This is a genomic window from uncultured Alsobacter sp., assembly GCF_945952055.1.
GTDB lineage: Bacteria > Pseudomonadota > Alphaproteobacteria > Rhizobiales > Beijerinckiaceae > Alsobacter.
The window spans coordinates 1-16,922 of sequence record NZ_CAMFHB010000021.1; the positions used below are offsets into that span (position 1 = coordinate 1).

Consider the following 16,922-nt stretch of genomic DNA (forward strand, 5'->3'; position numbering starts at 1 on the left):
CCCCCGAGGCTTCGGCCGAGGCTCCCGTCGAGGCGGTCGCCGCCGAGCCCGCCCCCGAGGCGGCGCCCGCTGTCGAAGCGCCCCCTGCCGAAGCGCCCCCTGCCGAAGCCGCGCCGCGCGCCCGCAAGCCGCGCGCCCGTCGCCCGAAGAAGGGGACAGAAGAGGTCGTCGCCGAGGTCGTCGAAGAGGTGGCCGTCGTGGCCGAGGCGGCTCCTGTCGTCCCGCCCGAACCGGTCCGCCCGCCCGCGCCCGTCGAGCCCCCGGCTCCCGTCGCGCCCGAGCCGGTTGCGGCCGCGGAGCCCACGCCCGAGCCGGTCACGACCGAGCCGGTCGTCATCGGCGCCGAACCCGCCGCGCCCCGCAAGGCCGGGTGGTGGGCCAAGGCCAAGTCCGCCCTGAGCGGCAACTGAGAACACCGACGGCCCCGGCGACCAGCCGGGGCCGTCTTTCTATCTGAGGCAAGTGGTCAAGGAGTGACAGCTTTCGTCACGCCTGAACTGCCCCTCTGGCCTGCATGCTGGCCCAGCAGCGCGGCGATCGGTCCTAGCCGACTTTTTCGATGATGAACAAGCATCCGCCTGACGCCATTCCGACAGACAAGTAGATGTCGTCTCCCCTGGTCGCGATATTGCATGACACCAAGCTGCCGGCGTCGGATGCCTCCAGATTGCACCGATCATTGTAAGGCGTATTGTATCGGACGTTATTGAGACGAAAACTTATATTCCAGTAGTCAAAATTGGCCCAGAAGCCCGTCTCGAAGCTGATTTGCTTGGAGGGAGATTCGCTGCCCGATTTTAGTTGTGCACACTCGATCGTGTCGATGTTGTTCCCTTGTTGATGGGTCAGTACGACTTCCGTCAGATCGGCTGCAAGACTGTTCGTGATGTAGATGAAGCAGGATCGGGTGGTGGCTTGGACATCCTTGCCCGTCCCGTCGTTCTTCCGCGGATCCGTTCCATCATTGCGAATTTGCTGGTGTGTCACTGATGTCGACCTTGTCCTGAAAAAAATGTTCAAAAGGCTCAAAGCAAAAATGCGCGGATCCGCCTGCGCGGCTCAAAGCAATGCATCGTGCCCAAATGTAGTCAATGGTGACGTCGGCAAGAAAGACTAGGACCGGACGTTTGTCGACGCATATCCGGCAAGGACATCGAAGTCGTGCAGACTGCTGGTTGATACGATACTCAGTTTTGTCTCGTGGCTAACGATGCGGGTGGGCGGACGGCGAGCCAATTTCGGCGGGCGCCGCGACTCATGCCCCGAACAGACCTCGACGCCGCCCGCCAGCCGACCAAGTTGTGAGATATGCGGGGGGGGCTCGGCTAGGATTGGCACGGCAGAAAGGTGGGACCAGTCGGTGTGACGGGCCCCAAGGCGCTCCGACGATGCCGCCTACTGCACCAGCGTCAGGGCGTTCGCGCCGCGCAGGTAGCGCATGGGGTCGACCGGGTCACCGTCGACGCGGGTCTCGTAGTGGAGGTGCGGGCCGGTCGACCGGCCGGTGGAGCCGACCTTGCCGACCACCGCGCCCGCCTCGACTTGCCGCCCGGGCTCGACCAGGATCTGTGACAGGTGGCCGTAGCGGGTGGCGATGCCGTTGCCGTGGTCCACTTCGACCATGTTGCCGTAGCCGCCCGTCCACTCGGCCGACACGACCCGGCCGGCGGCGGTCACGCGCACCGGCGTGCCCCATTCGTCGCGAAAGTCGATGCCGGTGTGAAGCGCCATGCCGCGCGTGAAGGGATCGATGCGGTAGCCGAAGGCTGACGTGGTATCGAGCTCGCCGCTGAGGGGCCGCCGCAGGGGCAGGGCCTTGACGATGCGCCGCAGCCGGTCGGCCTCGACCAGGGAGCGCTGCAGCGCGTCGATGCCCGCCTCGAAGGGGCCATGCGACGGATCGACGGCGACAGGGACGAGCGGGCCGCCGACGCCGGACGGGACCGGCATGGACGCGAACCGGTTGCGGTCCAGACCGAGGTCGGCGATCACGCCGGCGAGACGGTCCGCGGTCTTGCGCGCGCGGCTCTCGAAGCCGCGCACCTGTGCGATCTGCGTCGCTTCCGTCTGGGCCATGGCCTCCTTGAGGGCCAGGAGGCGGCTTTCGGCGGGCATGGACGGGTCAAGGCGCCAACTCTGCTTCTGGGACGGCGCAACGGCCGGAGCGGCCTCCGCCGCGGGCCGGGCGGGGGTCGGAATGCCCCGCAGCGGCCCGAAGTCGACCAGGGGATGCGGCTTGTCGACCGGCGCGAAGGCCGACGCGCCGACCGGCACCGCGTCCCGCGGAATGACGGTCGCGGCCTGGGGAAGCTGGGGCGCCGACGGCTTGGCGGGCGGCGCGGTCTGGGCGGTGGCGACAGGGGCCGCGTTCGGCTTGAGGACGCTCTCGGCCTGGCTCGCGACCTGCGAGACGATGGCCTGGCGGGTCTCGAGCTGCGCCTGGCGTGAGACCAGGTCCTGGAGCTTGCCTTCGATGGTGTCCTGGTCGAGCACCTGCCGGCTCGTCACCTTGTCGATAGACGCCTGCAGCGCGGCGATCTTGTCCTCGTAGGCGTACTGGACCTGCGCCTGACGCGAGACCAGGTTGACGATGAGGTCGTCGCGGAACACCAGGTAGAGCGTGGCGGCGATGGCCCAGAGGCCGACCAGCACCATGAGGATGCCGACGACCAGGGCCGCGCCCGTGTCCAGGCGCCATTGTCGCTGTCGTCCGCCCTGATCGATGACGAGTGTCAGGAAACGGCCCTTGCTCGGGCTCGAACGGCCGAAAACCCAGGACATCCGGGGAAGCCTCACGGAACGAAGGGGGCAATCCGCGCCCCGTGAGGATTAGAAACAATTAGGGTTAATCAATCGCTACATACACGCGCAGCGTGTTGTATCGCGATTGGCCGTCTCAAGCCGCCTTGGCCGCCGCGAGGACCTCCTCGGCGTGGCCCGGCACCTTCACCTTGGACCAGACCCGCGCGATCTTGCCCGCCGCGTCGATCAGCACGGTGGTGCGCTCGATGCCCATGTAGGACTTGCCGTACATGCTCTTTTGCACCCACACGCCATAGGCCTCGAGCATCGCCTTCTCCTCGTCGGAGCCGAGCGTGAAGGCGAGGTCGTACTTCTTCTTGAACTTGTCGTGGCTGGCCACGCTGTCTGCGGATACGCCAACGATCTCGGCACCGGCCTCGGCGAAGGCGCCGCGCAGGGCGTTGAACTCCATGGCCTCCTTGGTGCAGCCGCTCGTGTCGTCCTTCGGGTAAAAATAGAGCACCACCTTGCGGCCCTTGAGGCCGGCCAGTGAGACGACGCCGCCGCCGTCCTTGGGGATGCTGAAAGCGGGCGCGGGCTGGCCCACCACGAGAGTCTCCGACATATCGCCTTCCTTTTGCCGAATCGACGTGACGCATACCTTACGCACGGATCGCCGGGACGGATTGTCGTATTCCGCGTTGATACGTCGTTGGGCCGTGCCCAGCGTGTTATATCGGGACGAACGGCGGACGAGATCGGTTTGGCGACCCAGGATCTGGACAGGCAGGAGGGAGGAGCCGAGGCGGCCATGCGGGTCGCCCGGACGCGCTTGCGTCTGAGGCAGCGAGCCCATGCCCGGTCGGAGAAGGTCCGGCGCAATCGCGAGGGCAAGGCCCGGCGCTGGCGCACCATCATCGGGCGCGTGGTGCTGGCCTGGGTCGTCCTGATGGTCGTCGGGATCGCCGCCGCCGCCTGGCGCATCCGGCAGGGCCCCGTGGCGGCCGACGCCATCACGGAGCGAGTCGTGGCCGCGCTGGAGGCGCAGTTCGGGGCCGGCTACGACGTCGACGTCCGCCACGCCCAGGTCGAGTGGAGCGACGACGGCCCGCTGCTGGCGGTCTCGGGAATCACGGTCCGCGACGGATCGGGCAGCCTCGTCGTGGCCGCTCCGCAGGCCGACATCACCTTCGACGCGACGGGCCTGCTCGGCTGGCAGCTGAAGCCCAAGGACATCTCCTTCGTCGGCCTCGCCATGGTCCTCACCATCTCGCAGGACGGCGCCGTGTCCATCTCCGCGACCGGAGAGGAGGAGCCGCAGGCCGAGCCCGCTCCGCAGCCCGCCCAACCCAAGGCCGGCTTCGGCCCCGCCCAGATCCTCGACGGCTTCGCGGCGCGCGAGGGCCCCCTGGCGGTCCTGGAGCGCGCCGGCATCCGCGACGGACGCCTGCGAATCAACGACCGGCGGCGGGACCGCACGGTCGTGTACGACAAGATGTCGGTCAGCTTCGCCCGGCCGGAGGAGAACACGGTCCGCATGGCGGTGGGCGTGACCGGCGCGCTGGGCACCTGGTCCGCCCGTGCGTCGCTGTCCGGCAAGCCGGGCGAGCGGCGCGACCTGCGCGTCGAGATCAACGACCTGTCCGTCGCCGAACTGCTCGGATATGCCGAGCCGGGCTCGCTGCCGGCCTCCACGGACATGCCGCTGACCGGCTTCGCGGCGCTGACCCTCGCGGCCGACAACACGGTCACGACGTTCGAGGGCCGCATCACCGGCGGCTCCGCCGTCGTCATGTTCACGGATCCGGACGCCGAGCCCCTCTTCATCGACAGGGTGCGCGGCGCGTTCGGGTGGGATGCCGTGGGCCACGCCATCCTCGTGAACGACCTCACCATGGAAGCGGGTGACACGCGCTGGCATCTCGCCGGCCGCGTCGACGTCCCGCAGACCGACGCGGCGCAATGGAAGATCTCGCTGGCGAGCAGCGATTCGGCCATGGCGGCCGACCGGCCGTCCGACGCTCCGGTGGCCATCGACCGGCTGGTGTTCGAGGGCCGGATGCCGATCGGCCTGGCGGGGGTCGAGATCGACCGGCTGGAGCTCGCCGGCCCGCAGGTGGGGATCGCGATCAACGGGACGCTGGGGCGCGTCGCCGGGTTCAGCGGCATGCGGCTCGGGGTGACGACGACGCGCATGCCGGTGCGCAACGTGCTGGCCTTCTGGCCCTCGCCGGTCGCCGCCGACGTGCGCACCTGGTTCCTGGAGAACGCCGAGGCGGGCACGGTCGAACGCTTCGCGCTCGCGGTCAGCCTGACGAGCGACGCTCTGGCCGCGGCCTTCGCCAAGCAGCCCATTCCCGACGACGCGGTGCAGCTCGACGTGGCCGTGAGCGAGGGCGTCCTGCGCCCGGGCCCGGGCTTTCCCGTGATCAGCGAGCTCAACGCGACGGGAAAGGTCACCGGTCGCACGGCGCGGGTCCAGGCCAACCGCGGCACGGTGAGCGGGGCAGGGCGCCTGCTCACGCTGGCCAACGGACGCTTCGACATCGACGACACGTCGCAGCATCCCCCGCGGGCGGCGCTCGCCTTCGATGCCGCGGGCTCCGCCGAGGCCATGGTGGACGCGCTGCGCAGCGAGGCCCTTCGGCCCTTCGTGGCCCTGCCGGCGGACATCAGCGCCGTGAAGGGGCAGATCGACACCAAGGTGCGGGTCCAGTTCCCGCTCGATTCGGTCATCAACCCGAAGGACGTCGTCCTCTCCGTCACGGGCCAGGCCAGCGCCGTCAGCGCCGAGGGCCTGTTCGGACGGGAAAAGCTGGAGGGGGGCTCCTTCACCTTCTCCCAGGACAAGGCCGGCAACCTGCTGGTCAACGGCGACGGGAAGCTCGGCGGCACGCAGGCCGTGTTCGAGATGAAGCAGGCGGCCGGAACGGGCGTGTGCGACGTCACCGTGACGGCGACGTTCGACGATGCCGCGCGCAACCGTCGCGGCATCAAGCTGCCGGGCGTGACCGGGCCGATCGAGCTCAAGATCACGGTGAAGGACGCCGCCGCCCAGAAGCCCGTCCTGCGCGTCGAGGCCGATCTGGCCAAGGCCGTCATCAACGATGCCCTGCCGGGTTGGAACAAGGCCGCGGGCCGCCCGGCCAAGGCGAGCTTCAGGCTGGAGCAGGACGGCGAGGCGCAGACCCTGGAGGAGCTCGCGATCGACGCCTATGGCGGCGTCCAGCTGCGGGGCGCCGTGAAGCTTGCCGCCGACGGCTCGCTCACCAGCGCGCGCATGACCAGCGTCCGCCTCTCCGCCCAGGACGACATGCGCCTCGACCTCGACCGCGCCGGGGGCGTGATCAAGGCCACCGTGCGGGCGACGAGCCTCGATGCCCGGCCGCTGCTGCGCGCCCTGACGAGCCCCGGCGGCCCGTCCATGGGCAATCCGGGCGATCTGGACGTGGACCTCACGGCGCGCACCATCCTCGGCGAGAACAACGAGAAGCTGACGGCCTCGGACCTGAAGCTGGCGCTGCGCGGCGGCGACATCCGCGAGTTCCGCCTGGCGGGCCGCTTCGGCAATGCGCCCGTCTCGGGCCAGCAGGCCCGGGCGGAGAGCGGCCAGTCCGGGATCGTGGTGGAAAGCGGCGATGCGGGAACGTTCCTGCGCTTCCTCGACACCTACCGGCGCATGCTGGGAGGCACGCTGATCGTCCAGCTCTACGGCTCCCCGCCGGCCATGACCGGGGCGATCATCGCCAACAACTTCACCCTCGCCAACGAACCGGCCCTCGCCAGGACCGCCGGGGTGGAGCCGGGCAAGCCGGCCAATGTCGCCTTCACCAAGCTCAAGGCGAACTTCACGGTGGGCGCCGGCAAGCTCGACATTCGCGACGGCACCATGTGGGGCACCGCCGTCGGCGGCACGCTCGACGGCACCATGGACTTCAACCGCGACCGGCTCGACCTCAGCGGGACCTTCGTGCCCGCCTACGGCCTCAACAACGCCCTCAACCGCGTCCCGGTGCTGGGCACCATCCTGGGCGGCGGCCAGAACGAGGGCATCTTCGCGGTCAATTTCCGCATCACGGGGCGGCTGAGCCAGCCGACCCTGTCCATCAATCCGCTGAGCGCGGTGGCGCCTGGCGTGCTGCGCAAGTTCTTCGGCGTGTTCACGCCCGCCGAGACCTCGCCAGTCCCGGACAAGCGCGGTCCGGAGACGACCCAGTCGATCCCCCAGCCCAGCCCGCAGCGCTGATCGTCCGGCTCCCTCACCGGGATCCAGATCGCCTGCTTCTTCCAGCCGTCATGGCCTGGCCCTGACGGCTACAGCCCTCACTCCACCACGCGCAGCAGCACGTGCTTCTTGCGGCCGAAGGAGAGCTTCGCGGCGCCGTCCAGGAAGGCGTCCGCCCCTATCGACGCGCGCTCGTCGGTGACCGGCGCGTCGTTGACCCGCAGGCCGCCGCCCTTCACCTGCCGGCGCGCCTCGCCGGTGGACGGCACGAGGCCGGCCCGCACGAAGGCGGTCAGGACGCCCAGGCCCGCGTCGATCTCGGCCTTCGGGATGTCGATGCTGGGCAGCGTATCCGCCGTCACACCCTCCTCGAAGGTCTTGCGGGCGGTCTCGGCTGCGGCCAGCGCCGCTTCGCGCCCGTGCATGAGCGCGGTCGCCTCGGTGGCCAGCACCTTCTTGGCCTCGTTGATCTCGGAGCCGCCGAGCGCCTCCAGGCGGGCAATCTCGTCGAGGGGCAGGGTGGTGAACAGCTTCAGGAACCGCCCGACGTCGCGGTCCTCGGCGTTGCGCCAGAACTGCCAGTAGTCCCACACGGGCAGCATGTCGGCGTTGAGCCACACTGCGCCTGCGGCCGTCTTGCCCATCTTGGCGCCGGACGCCGTGGTCAAGAGGGGCGTGGTGAGCGCGAAGAGCTGCGCCGTGCCCATGCGCCGGCCGAGGTCGATGCCGGTGATGATGTTGCCCCACTGGTCCGACCCGCCCATCTGCAGCACCGCGCCGTAGCGGCGGTGAAGCTCGGTGAAGTCGTAGGCCTGCAGGCACATGTAGTTGAACTCCAGGAACGACAGTTCCTGGTCGCGCTCCAGCCGCAGCCGCACGGAATCCATGGTCAGCATGCGGTTGACCGAGAAGTGGCGGCCGACCTCGCGCAGGAAGTCGACGTAGTGCAGCGCCGTGAGCCACTCGGCGTTGTCCGGCATCACGCCGTTGCCGCCGTCCTCCTCGAAGCGCAGGAAGCGGTTGAAGACCTTGCGGATGCCGTCCTTGTTGGCCTCGATGTCGGCGACGCTGAGGATCTTGCGCGCCTCGTCCTTGCCGGAGGGGTCGCCGACCCGCGTCGTGCCGCCGCCCATCAGGGCGATCGGCTTGTTGCCCGTCTGCTGGAGCCAGTGCAGCAGCATGATCTGCACGAGCGAGCCCACATGCAGCGAGGGGGCCGTGCAGTCGAAGCCGATATAGCCCGTCGCCTCGCCCTTCGCCGCCTTCTCGTCGAGGCCGGCGAGGTCCGAGCACTGATGCATGTATCCGCGCTCGAGAATGATGCGCAGGAAATCGGACTTGGGGCGGAAATCGGTGGCGGTCATGGTCGGGGCCTTGCAGGATCTCGCGGTGCGCCGCGGGCTTGAAGCGGTTCGTCTATCAGCTTCGCCCGGGCTTTTCACCCGGCTTTCTCCGCGTTCGGACGAGTTGCCGGCCCGCCTCGGCTCGGGTTACGCTGGCGCGGTCACGGGTCGGTCATGCGCGTTTCGGTTCTTCACCTCCTCCTCCTCATGCTCCTGGCGCCGCTCGCCGCGGCCCGGGCCCAGGAAACGTCTCCCACGCAGACGACACCGACGCGCCCGCCCGAGTTCGTGCAGGAGACGACCCTCCTGCCGGTGACAATCGCGGGCGCCACGTTCCGGCTGGAGGTGATGACCGTGCGCAGCCGGACCGCCACCGGCCGGCTGCCCATCGCGCTCATCACCCACGGCAAGCCGGGCCCGCGCGACGATCTCGCCACCATCCACGCCACGAGCTACCGCAGCATCGCCCGCGACATGGCCCGCCGCGGCTGGCTTGCGGTCGTCCTCGTCCGCCGGGGCTACGGCTTCTCGGAAGGGACGTTGCCGCAGTTCGGCGACTGCAAGTCCGGCTACGACCTCGCCCGCATGTTCCGCACCGAGGCCCTCGACATCGCCGCGACCCTGACCGTGGTCGCCAATCGGCCCGATGCCGATGCCACCCGCGCCATCGCCATCGGCGTGTCGGCCGGCGGGGCGGCCTCCCTGGCCCTCGCCGCATCGGCGCCCGCCAACCTCAAGGCCGTCGTCAACGTGTCGGGCGGCCTGCGCAACGACACGTGCCCCTACGAGGGCAAGCTGGTGGAGACCTTCGCCGGGTTCGGGCGCACCACGAAGATCCCGACGCTCTGGCTCTACGCGCGCAACGACCGCCTGTTCGGCCCGGATCTCGTGGAGAAGATGAGGGCCGCCTTCGTCGCAGCCGGCGGCGACGCCCGCCTGTCGATGATGGACCCGGTCGGCGACGACGGGCATTCGCTCTTCACCCTGACGGAGGGCCGCACGCGCTGGTACGCGGCGCTCGACGCTTTCCTGCGGGACGTGTCGCTGCCCACCCTGGGTGACCACGACGTCGAGGCGGTGATGGCGCTGGGGCTCGGCGCGGAGCAGCGCACGTCGGTCGCGCGCTACATGGCGGTTCCCGGGGAAAAGGCGCTGACGCGCCCGGTCGGCGGCGGCAAGCTCACCTGGTACCTGGGCCAGCCGGACGTGGCCACGGCCCGTCGCCTCGCACTCGAGCTGTGCGAGAAGGCCGCTCCGAAATGCGAGGTGGTGGCCGAGAACAACAGGCCCGCCCCGCGGACCGTGGCGGGCGAGGGAAATCCGGCTGCCAACGACAATGCGATGAAGGCGGCCACCGAGGCGGCCCGTAAGTCGATCGGGCGCTAGAGCGGAATTCGACCTGATTGCATCAGTACTCTCGCCGCCGCCTGCCGGCGGAAGAGGGCGTCAGCCCTCCTTCGGGCCGAGCCGCTTGTCGAGATAGGTGCCGACGACGCCCATCAGGTCCTCGACCTTGTTCTCGAAGAAGTGGTTGGCGCCATCGACCGTCGCGTGCTCGATCTGGATGCCCTTCTGCGTCTTCACCTTCTCGATGACGCTCATGACGTCCTTGATCGGGGCGACGCGGTCCTGGGACCCGTGCACGAACAGGCCCGACGAGGGGCAGGGCGCCAGGAACGAGAAGTCGAACCGGTTGGCGGGCGCCGCCACCGAGATGAAGCCCTCGATCTCGGGCCTGCGCATCAGGAGCTGCATGCCGATCCAGGCGCCGAAGGAGATGCCGGCGATCCAGCAGGCGCGCGCCTCCGGGTTGACGGCCTGGGCCCAGTCGAGCGCCGCGGCGGCGTCGGAGAGCTCGCCCTGGCCGTGGTCGAACACGCCCTGGCTGCGGCCCACGCCCCGGAAATTGAAGCGCAGCGCCGAGAAGCCCCGCTCCACGAAGCCGTAGTACAGGGCATAGACGATCTGGTTGTTCATCGTCCCGCCGAACTGCGGGTGGGGGTGGAGGACGATGGCGATCGGCGCGCCCTTGGTCTTCGACGGGTGATAGCGGCCCTCGATGCGGCCGGCGGGACCGTTGAAGATAACCTCAGGCATGGATGCTCCGACCTCGTTTTCGGCCCGGGGTGGGACCGAATGACCATGGTGAAAGGGGGCCGCCACCTTGACTTCGAGGCCCGGCGGGACCACAATTCTCTTAGAATAATTCTAACAGCGGACCCGCACTCCATCGGCCAATCTGGCCGGCGGCGGGGCGATCCGCTTCGGGAGCGCCGCTTTTAGCACGGTCGCAGGGGTCGCTTGCAAGCTTTTGCTGCAACGGATTGCCGGGCCTGCGGGCGGCGCACTTCATGGATTGGGGACCACAAGCGGTGATGGCGGGCGCCCAGCGCACCTATCTCGACCACAACGCGACTTCCGCGCTTCGGCCGGAGGCGCGCGCCGCCATGGTCGCCGCCCTGGACGCCGTGGGCAATGCCTCCTCGGTGCATGCCGAGGGTCGGGCCGCCCGGGCGCTGGTCGAGGCGGCGCGCGAGGGCGTGGCGGCCCTGGTCGGCGCGAAGCCGGCCAACGTGGTCTTCACAGCCGGCGGCAGCGAGGCGGCCGCGCTCGCGCTGACCCCTCGCATCGAGATGGGCGGCACCGTCAGGACGTTCGATCGATTGCTGGTGTCGGTCACCGAGCATGCCTGCATCCTGGCGGGCGGCCGCTTCGCGGCTCATTCCATCGAGATCCTGCCGGTCGATCCGCGCGGCGTCGTGGACGCCGCGGGCGTCGCCGCGCGCCTGGCCGACCTCGCCGCGCGGGGCCTGCGGGCGGTCGTGGCCGTCCAGGCCGCCAACAACGAGACCGGTGTCGTGCAGGACCTCGCGGCCATCGCCGCGGCGGTCCATGCCCACCAGGGGATCCTGGTGTGTGACGCCGTCCAGGCGCCGGGCCGCATCGGCTTCGACCTGAAGGCCAGCGGCGCGGACTTCGCGATTCTCTCCGCCCACAAGCTCGGCGGACCGCAGGGCGTCGGCGCGCTCGTGGCCGCCACCGGGTCCGTCCGCGTGGCCGACCCGCTCGTGCGTGGGGGTGGCCAGGAGCGTGGCATGCGGGCCGGGACGGAGAACGTCCCCGCGATCGCCGGCTTCGGCGCGGCGGCCCGCGCCGTGCGCGGCGAGGGCGCCGAGGCCCATGGCCGGCTCGCCACGCTGCGCGACGCCTTCGAGACAGGGCTGCGGCAGCGTCGTTCGGACGCTGTGATCTTCGGGGCCGGCGCCGGCCGGCTGCCCAACACGAGCCTTTACGCCATCCCCGGCCGTGCCGCCGAGGTCGAGCTGATGCGGCTCGACCTGGCGGGCATCGCGCTGTCGTCCGGCTCGGCCTGCTCGTCGGGCAAGGTCAGGGCCTCGCATGTGCTGGCCGCGATGGGCATCGAGGCGGATCTCGCGCGGTGCGCGCTGCGCCTGAGCCTGGGCTGGACCTCGACGATCGAGGACGTGAACCGTTGTCTCGGTGCCTACGAAAACCGGGACGACACCCTATCTGAAAGACCGGGACGGGCCGCCGCCTGAGGCCGACCGTTCCCCACCACACCCGCGGCCCTTGAAGCCGTAGAGGAGGACAGTGCAATGCCTGCCGTGCAGGAAACCGTCGAGAAGGTCCGCGCCATAGACGTGGACCAGTACAAGTACGGCTTTTCGACCGACCTCGAGGTCGACAAGGCCCCCGTGGGCCTGAACGAGGACATCGTCCGCCTCATCTCGGCGAAGAAGAACGAGCCGGAGTGGATGCTGGAATGGCGCCTCGACGCCTACCGGCGCTGGCTGACCATGCGCGAGCCGACCTGGGCCCGCGTCTCCTATCCGCCGATCGACTTCAACGGCATCCACTACTATGCCGCGCCGAAGCTGAACGCCGCGCCGAAGTCCCTCGACGAGGTCGATCCGGCGATCCTGGAGACCTACAAGAAGCTCGGCATCCCGCTGCGTGAGCAGGAGATCCTGGCCGGCGTGCAGACCTCGAAGGTGGCCGTGGACGCCGTCTTCGACAGCGTCTCCGTCGTGACCACCTTCAAGGAGGAGCTGAAGAAGGCGGGCGTCATCTTCTGCTCGATCTCCGAGGCCATCCGCGAGTACCCCGACCTGGTGCGCAAGTACCTGGGCTCGGTGGTGCCCGTCACGGACAATTTCTACGCCACGCTGAACACGGCCGTGTTCACGGACGGGTCGTTCGTCTACGTGCCCAAGGGCGTTCGCTGCCCGATGGAGCTGTCGACCTATTTCCGCATCAACGAGAAGAACACCGGCCAGTTCGAGCGCACGCTGATCATCGCCGAAGAAGGCGCCTATGTGAGCTACCTCGAGGGCTGCACGGCGCCCCAGCGCGACGAGAACCAGCTGCACGCGGCCGTGGTCGAACTGGTCGCGCTCGACGACGCCGAGATCAAGTACTCGACGGTCCAGAACTGGTACCCCGGCGATGCCGAGGGCAAGGGCGGCGTCTACAACTTCGTGACCAAGCGCGGCGACTGTCGCGGGCGGAACTCGAAGATCTCCTGGACGCAGGTCGAGACCGGCTCCGCCATCACCTGGAAGTACCCGTCCTGCATCCTGCGGGGCGAGGGATCGCGCGGAGAGTTCTACTCGATCGCCGTGTCGAACGGCATGCAGCAGGTCGACAGCGGCACCAAGATGATCCACCTCGGCAAGAACACGACGAGCCGGATCATCTCCAAGGGCATTTCGGCCGGCCGCTCGCAGAACACCTACCGCGGCCAGGTGTCCGCCCATCGCAAGGCGACCGGCGCCCGCAACTTCACCAACTGCGACAGCCTGCTGATCGGCAGCGCGTGCGGCGCTCACACGGTTCCGTACATGGAATCGAAGAACGCCAGCGCCGTCTTCGAGCACGAGGCCACGACGTCCAAGATCTCCGAGGACCAGATGTTCTACTGCCAGCAGCGCGGCCTGTCGGCCGAGGAGGCGACGGCACTGATCGTCAACGGCTTCGTCAAGGACGTGCTGCAGCAGCTGCCGATGGAGTTCGCCGTCGAGGCCCAGAAGCTGATCTCGATCAGCCTCGAAGGCTCGGTGGGCTAAGCAAAACCCTTTCCGCGTCCTGGCCGGGCCTCGCCCGGCCATCCACGACTTCCCGCCGCGCGGTCGAAGTCGTGGGTGCCCGGGCCGAGCCCGGGCATGACGGTGACTTAGAACAAGGTCCTGACACCATGCTCGAGATCCGCAACCTCCACGTCCAGATCGAGGACAAGAAGATCCTCAACGGCCTGACCCTCACCGTGAACGACGGCGAGGTCGCGGCCATCATGGGGCCGAACGGCTCCGGCAAGTCGACGCTGTCCTACGTCATCGCCGGCAAGGAGGACTACGAGGTCCTCGACGGCGAGATCCTGCTCGACGGGCAGAACCTGCTCGAGATGGAGCCCGACCAGCGCGCCGCCGCCGGCGTCTTCCTCGCGTTCCAGTACCCGCTGGAGATCCCCGGCGTGGCCACCATGACCTTCCTGAAGGCGGCCATGAACGCGCAGCGCAAGCAGCGCGGCGAGGACGAGCTCGCCACGCCCGACTTCATGAAGCGGGTGCGCGCCGCCGCCGACAAGCTCCAGATCGGCCAGGACATGCTCAAGCGCGCGCTGAACGTCGGCTTCTCGGGCGGCGAGAAGAAGCGCATGGAAATCCTGCAGATGGCGCTGCTCGAGCCGCGCTTCTGCATTCTCGACGAGACGGACTCCGGCCTGGACATCGATGCGCTCAAGATCGCCGCCGATGGCGTGAACGCGCTGCGCGGCGGGGAACGCTCGTTCCTGGTCATCACCCACTACCAGCGCCTGCTCAACTACATCGTGCCGGACAGCGTGCACGTGATGGCCGCCGGCAAGGTGGTGCGTTCCGGCGGCAAGGAGCTGGCCCTCGAACTCGAGGCCAACGGCTACGCCGACTACCGCTCGCAGGCGGCGTGAGGACCGGTCATGGCTGACGTCACTCCGATGCGCACGGGGGCCGAGACGGCCCTCGTCGACATGTTCCCGGCCGTCAAGGCGAGCCTGCCGGGCACCGCCAAGGTCGCCGACGCGCGCAAGGCCGCGCTCGAGCGGTTCCAGGCCGTGGGCCTGCCGCATCGCCGGATCGAGGCCTGGCACTACACCGACCTGCGCGGACTGCTGCGGGAAGCGGCGCCGATCGCGCCGGCTCCCGATGCCTCCGCGATCGCCTCGGTCCAGTCCGCCGGCGATCCGCTGGGCGACATCGACGGCATCCGCCTGACGCTCGTCGACGGTCACCTGGTGCCGACGCTCTCGGCCCTCGACCGCTTGCCCGAGGGCCTGGAGGTCACCCCGCTGGCCACGGCGCTGGCCAAGGGACATCCGCTGGTCGACGCCCACATGGGCAGCATCGCGCGCGCGGCGGACGATCCGCTTCCCGCCCTGAACGCGGCCTTCGTCAGCGACGGCGTGGTCCTGCGGGTCGTCGAGGGCACCGCGCTCGACGAGCCGATCATCGTGCGCAACGTGCTCACCGGCGACACGCCGGCGGCGACGTTCACGCGGATCCTGCTCGTGGTGGAAGAGGGGGCCTCGGTCACCCTCGTGGAGAACCACGAGGCTTTCGGCGGCGTCGCCCACCAGGGCAACAGCGTCGTCGAGATCCTCGTCGGCGACCGCAGCCAGGTCGAGCACGTGCGGGTCAACGCGCGCGGCGGCAACGGCTTCGACCTGTCGACGCTGGGCGTGCGGCTGGGAGAGGCCGCAACTTTCCGCTCGGTCGCGCTCGCGGTGTCCCCCGCCGTGACGCGCCACCAGATCGGCGTCGTGTTCGCCGGGGAGGGCGCCTCGCTCTCGGTGGGCGGCGGCGCGCTGCTCAACGGCAGCCAGCACGCCGACACGACCCTGCTCGTCGATCATGCGGTGCCGCACGGCGTCAGCCGGGAGCTCTTCAAGCACGTGCTCGACGGCGAGGCGACCGGCGTCTTCCAGGGCAAGATCGTGGTGCGGCCCGACGCGCAGAAGACCGACGGGCGCATGATGAGCCAGGCGGTCCTGCTCGACGACGGCGCGGCCATGAACAACAAGCCCGAGCTCGAGATCTTCGCCGACGATGTCCAGTGCGCCCATGGCGCCACCTGCGGCGCGCTCGACGAGGACCTGCTGTTCTACCTGCGCGCCCGTGGCCTGCCGCTGCCGGAGGCCGAGGCGCTGATGCTGCAGGCTTTCGTCGGCGAGGCGATGGAACTCATCGCCCACGAGGGCGTGCGCACCGTGCTCGAGGGCGTGGTCGAGAGCTGGCTGCGCGCCAGGATGTGAGATCGGACCGGGTCAGCCCGGTCCACGTCAATCGCGTCTGGCCCGTGCGGCCAAAGAGGCAATCATGTCAGCATCCCCCACGCGACCCTTCGACATCGAGGCGATCCGGGCGGATTTCCCGATCCTGTCGAAGGAAGTCTACGGCAAGCCGCTGGTCTATCTCGACAACGCCGCCTCGGCCCAGAAGCCCCGGCAGGTGATCGAGCGCATCGTGCATGCCTACGAGCACGAATACGCCAACGTCCATCGCGGCCTGCACTACCTCGCCAACGCCGCGACCGAGGCCTACGAGGGCGCCCGCGAGTCGGTGCGTTCTTTCCTGAACGCCCCCTCGACCGACGAGATCATCTTCACGCGCTCGGCCACCGAGGCGATCAACCTCGTGGCCTCGAGCTTCGGCCAGATGGCGATCCGCGAGGGCGACGAGATCGTGCTCTCGATCATGGAGCACCACTCCAACATCGTGCCGTGGCACTTCCACCGCGAGCGCCAGGGCGCCATCATCCGCTGGGCCATGGTCGACCAGGACGGCAACTTCCTGCTCGACGAGTTCGCGAAGCTGCTGAACGAGAACACCAAGATCGTCGCGATCACCCACATGTCCAACGTCCTGGGCACGGTGACGCCGATCAAGGAGATCGTGAAGCTCGCCCATGCCAAGGGCATCCCCGTGATGGTCGACGGCAGCCAGGGGGCGGTCCACCTGCCCGTCGACGTGCAGGACCTCGACGTCGACTTCTACGTCTTCACCGGCCACAAGGTGTACGGGCCGACGGGCATCGGCGTGCTCTACGGCAAGCGCAAGTGGCTGGAGCGGATGCCGCCCTTCAACGGCGGCGGCGAGATGATCCGCGACGTCACCATGGACGACGTCACCTATGGCGCGCCGCCGCACCGCTTCGAGGCCGGAACACCGCCCATCGTCCAGGCGATCGGCCTGGGCGCGGCGGTCGAGTACATGAAGTCCGTCGGCCGCGACGCCATCCTGGCGCAGGAGAACAAGCTCCGCGACTACGCCATGGAGCGGCTCTCGGCGATGAACTCGCTGCGCATCTTCGGCCGGGCGCGCGACAAGGGCGCCATCGTCTCCTTCGAGATGAAGGGCGCCCATGCCCATGACGTCGCCACGGTCATCGACCGGTCGGGCGTCGCCGTGCGCGCGGGTACGCATTGCGCTCAGCCCCTTCTGGCGACATATGGTGTGACGTCGACGTGCCGGGCCTCGTTCGCCTTCTACAACACGACGGACGAGGTCGACCGGCTCGTCGAAGCCCTGCAGAAGGCCGAAACCCTGTTCGGCTGAGCC

At 69.0% G+C, this 16,922-nt stretch carries 12 protein-coding genes and 1 pseudogene; 8 read left to right on the forward strand and 5 right to left on the reverse strand.

All coding sequences use genetic code 11. The annotated features are described in order from the left end of the window. Positions 1 to 410, forward strand: a pseudogene (locus tag Q0Q47_RS16090) (hypothetical protein); the annotation flags it as partial. Between the two features lie 133 nt (positions 411 to 543). Here the strand turns inward: Q0Q47_RS16090 and Q0Q47_RS16095 are convergent. From Q0Q47_RS16095 to Q0Q47_RS16105, 3 genes are all read right to left on the reverse strand, one after another. Further along, positions 544 to 987 (reverse strand): hypothetical protein, encoded by a 444-nt coding sequence (locus tag Q0Q47_RS16095; protein WP_293861932.1) that lies wholly within the window; start codon positions 985 to 987, stop codon positions 544 to 546. A gap of 408 nt (positions 988 to 1,395) precedes the next feature. Further along, the gene (locus Q0Q47_RS16100; protein ID WP_293861935.1) at positions 1,396 to 2,781 is read right to left on the reverse strand and encodes a M23 family metallopeptidase; all 1,386 of its coding nucleotides are present in this window, start codon (positions 2,779 to 2,781) and stop codon (positions 1,396 to 1,398) included. Positions 2,782 to 2,896: 115 nt separating this feature from the next. Continuing rightward, a complete protein-coding gene (locus Q0Q47_RS16105) occupies positions 2,897 to 3,367 on the reverse strand; it encodes a peroxiredoxin (protein ID WP_293861938.1) in 471 nt (156 codons plus the stop codon). A gap of 138 nt (positions 3,368 to 3,505) precedes the next feature. Between Q0Q47_RS16105 and Q0Q47_RS16110 the strand changes: the two genes are divergently transcribed. Next, complete coding sequence (locus Q0Q47_RS16110; protein ID WP_293861941.1) at positions 3,506 to 6,988, forward strand: AsmA-like C-terminal region-containing protein; 3,483 nt, start codon at positions 3,506 to 3,508, stop codon at positions 6,986 to 6,988. 77 nt (positions 6,989 to 7,065) lie between these two features. Here the strand turns inward: Q0Q47_RS16110 and tyrS are convergent, their stop codons facing one another. Next, positions 7,066 to 8,331 carry a tyrosine--tRNA ligase gene (tyrS, locus tag Q0Q47_RS16115; RefSeq protein ID WP_293861944.1) on the reverse strand — a complete coding sequence of 422 codons (1,266 nt, stop codon included), beginning with the start codon at positions 8,329 to 8,331 and terminating at the stop codon, positions 7,066 to 7,068. Between the two features lie 153 nt (positions 8,332 to 8,484). Between tyrS and Q0Q47_RS16120 the strand changes: the two genes are divergently transcribed. Further along, a complete protein-coding gene (locus Q0Q47_RS16120) occupies positions 8,485 to 9,696 on the forward strand; it encodes an alpha/beta fold hydrolase (RefSeq protein ID WP_293861947.1) in 1,212 nt (403 codons plus the stop codon). A 60-nt stretch (positions 9,697 to 9,756) separates the two neighbouring features. Here the strand turns inward: Q0Q47_RS16120 and Q0Q47_RS16125 are convergent, their stop codons facing one another. Beyond that, positions 9,757 to 10,407 (reverse strand): alpha/beta hydrolase, encoded by a 651-nt coding sequence (locus Q0Q47_RS16125; RefSeq protein ID WP_293861949.1) that lies wholly within the window; start codon positions 10,405 to 10,407, stop codon positions 9,757 to 9,759. 278 nt (positions 10,408 to 10,685) lie between these two features. Between Q0Q47_RS16125 and Q0Q47_RS16130 the strand changes: the two genes are divergently transcribed. The 5 genes from Q0Q47_RS16130 to Q0Q47_RS16150 all read left to right on the forward strand — a co-directional run bounded on the left by Q0Q47_RS16130 (position 10,686) and on the right by Q0Q47_RS16150 (position 16,919). Continuing rightward, positions 10,686 to 11,870 (forward strand): cysteine desulfurase family protein, encoded by a 1,185-nt coding sequence (locus Q0Q47_RS16130; protein WP_293861952.1) that lies wholly within the window; start codon positions 10,686 to 10,688, stop codon positions 11,868 to 11,870. A 57-nt stretch (positions 11,871 to 11,927) separates the two neighbouring features. Continuing rightward, complete coding sequence (gene sufB / locus Q0Q47_RS16135; protein WP_293861955.1) at positions 11,928 to 13,397, forward strand: Fe-S cluster assembly protein SufB; 1,470 nt, start codon at positions 11,928 to 11,930, stop codon at positions 13,395 to 13,397. A gap of 128 nt (positions 13,398 to 13,525) precedes the next feature. Beyond that, on the forward strand, positions 13,526 to 14,275 hold the full coding sequence (sufC, locus tag Q0Q47_RS16140) for a Fe-S cluster assembly ATPase SufC (protein ID WP_293861958.1): 750 nt from the start codon (positions 13,526 to 13,528) through the stop codon (positions 14,273 to 14,275). A gap of 9 nt (positions 14,276 to 14,284) precedes the next feature. After that, entirely contained in the window at positions 14,285 to 15,616 is a 1,332-nt protein-coding gene (sufD, locus tag Q0Q47_RS16145; protein ID WP_293861961.1) for a Fe-S cluster assembly protein SufD, read from the forward strand. A gap of 64 nt (positions 15,617 to 15,680) precedes the next feature. Further along, entirely contained in the window at positions 15,681 to 16,919 is a 1,239-nt protein-coding gene (locus Q0Q47_RS16150) for a cysteine desulfurase (protein WP_293861964.1), read from the forward strand. Positions 16,920 to 16,922 lie beyond the last annotated feature (3 nt).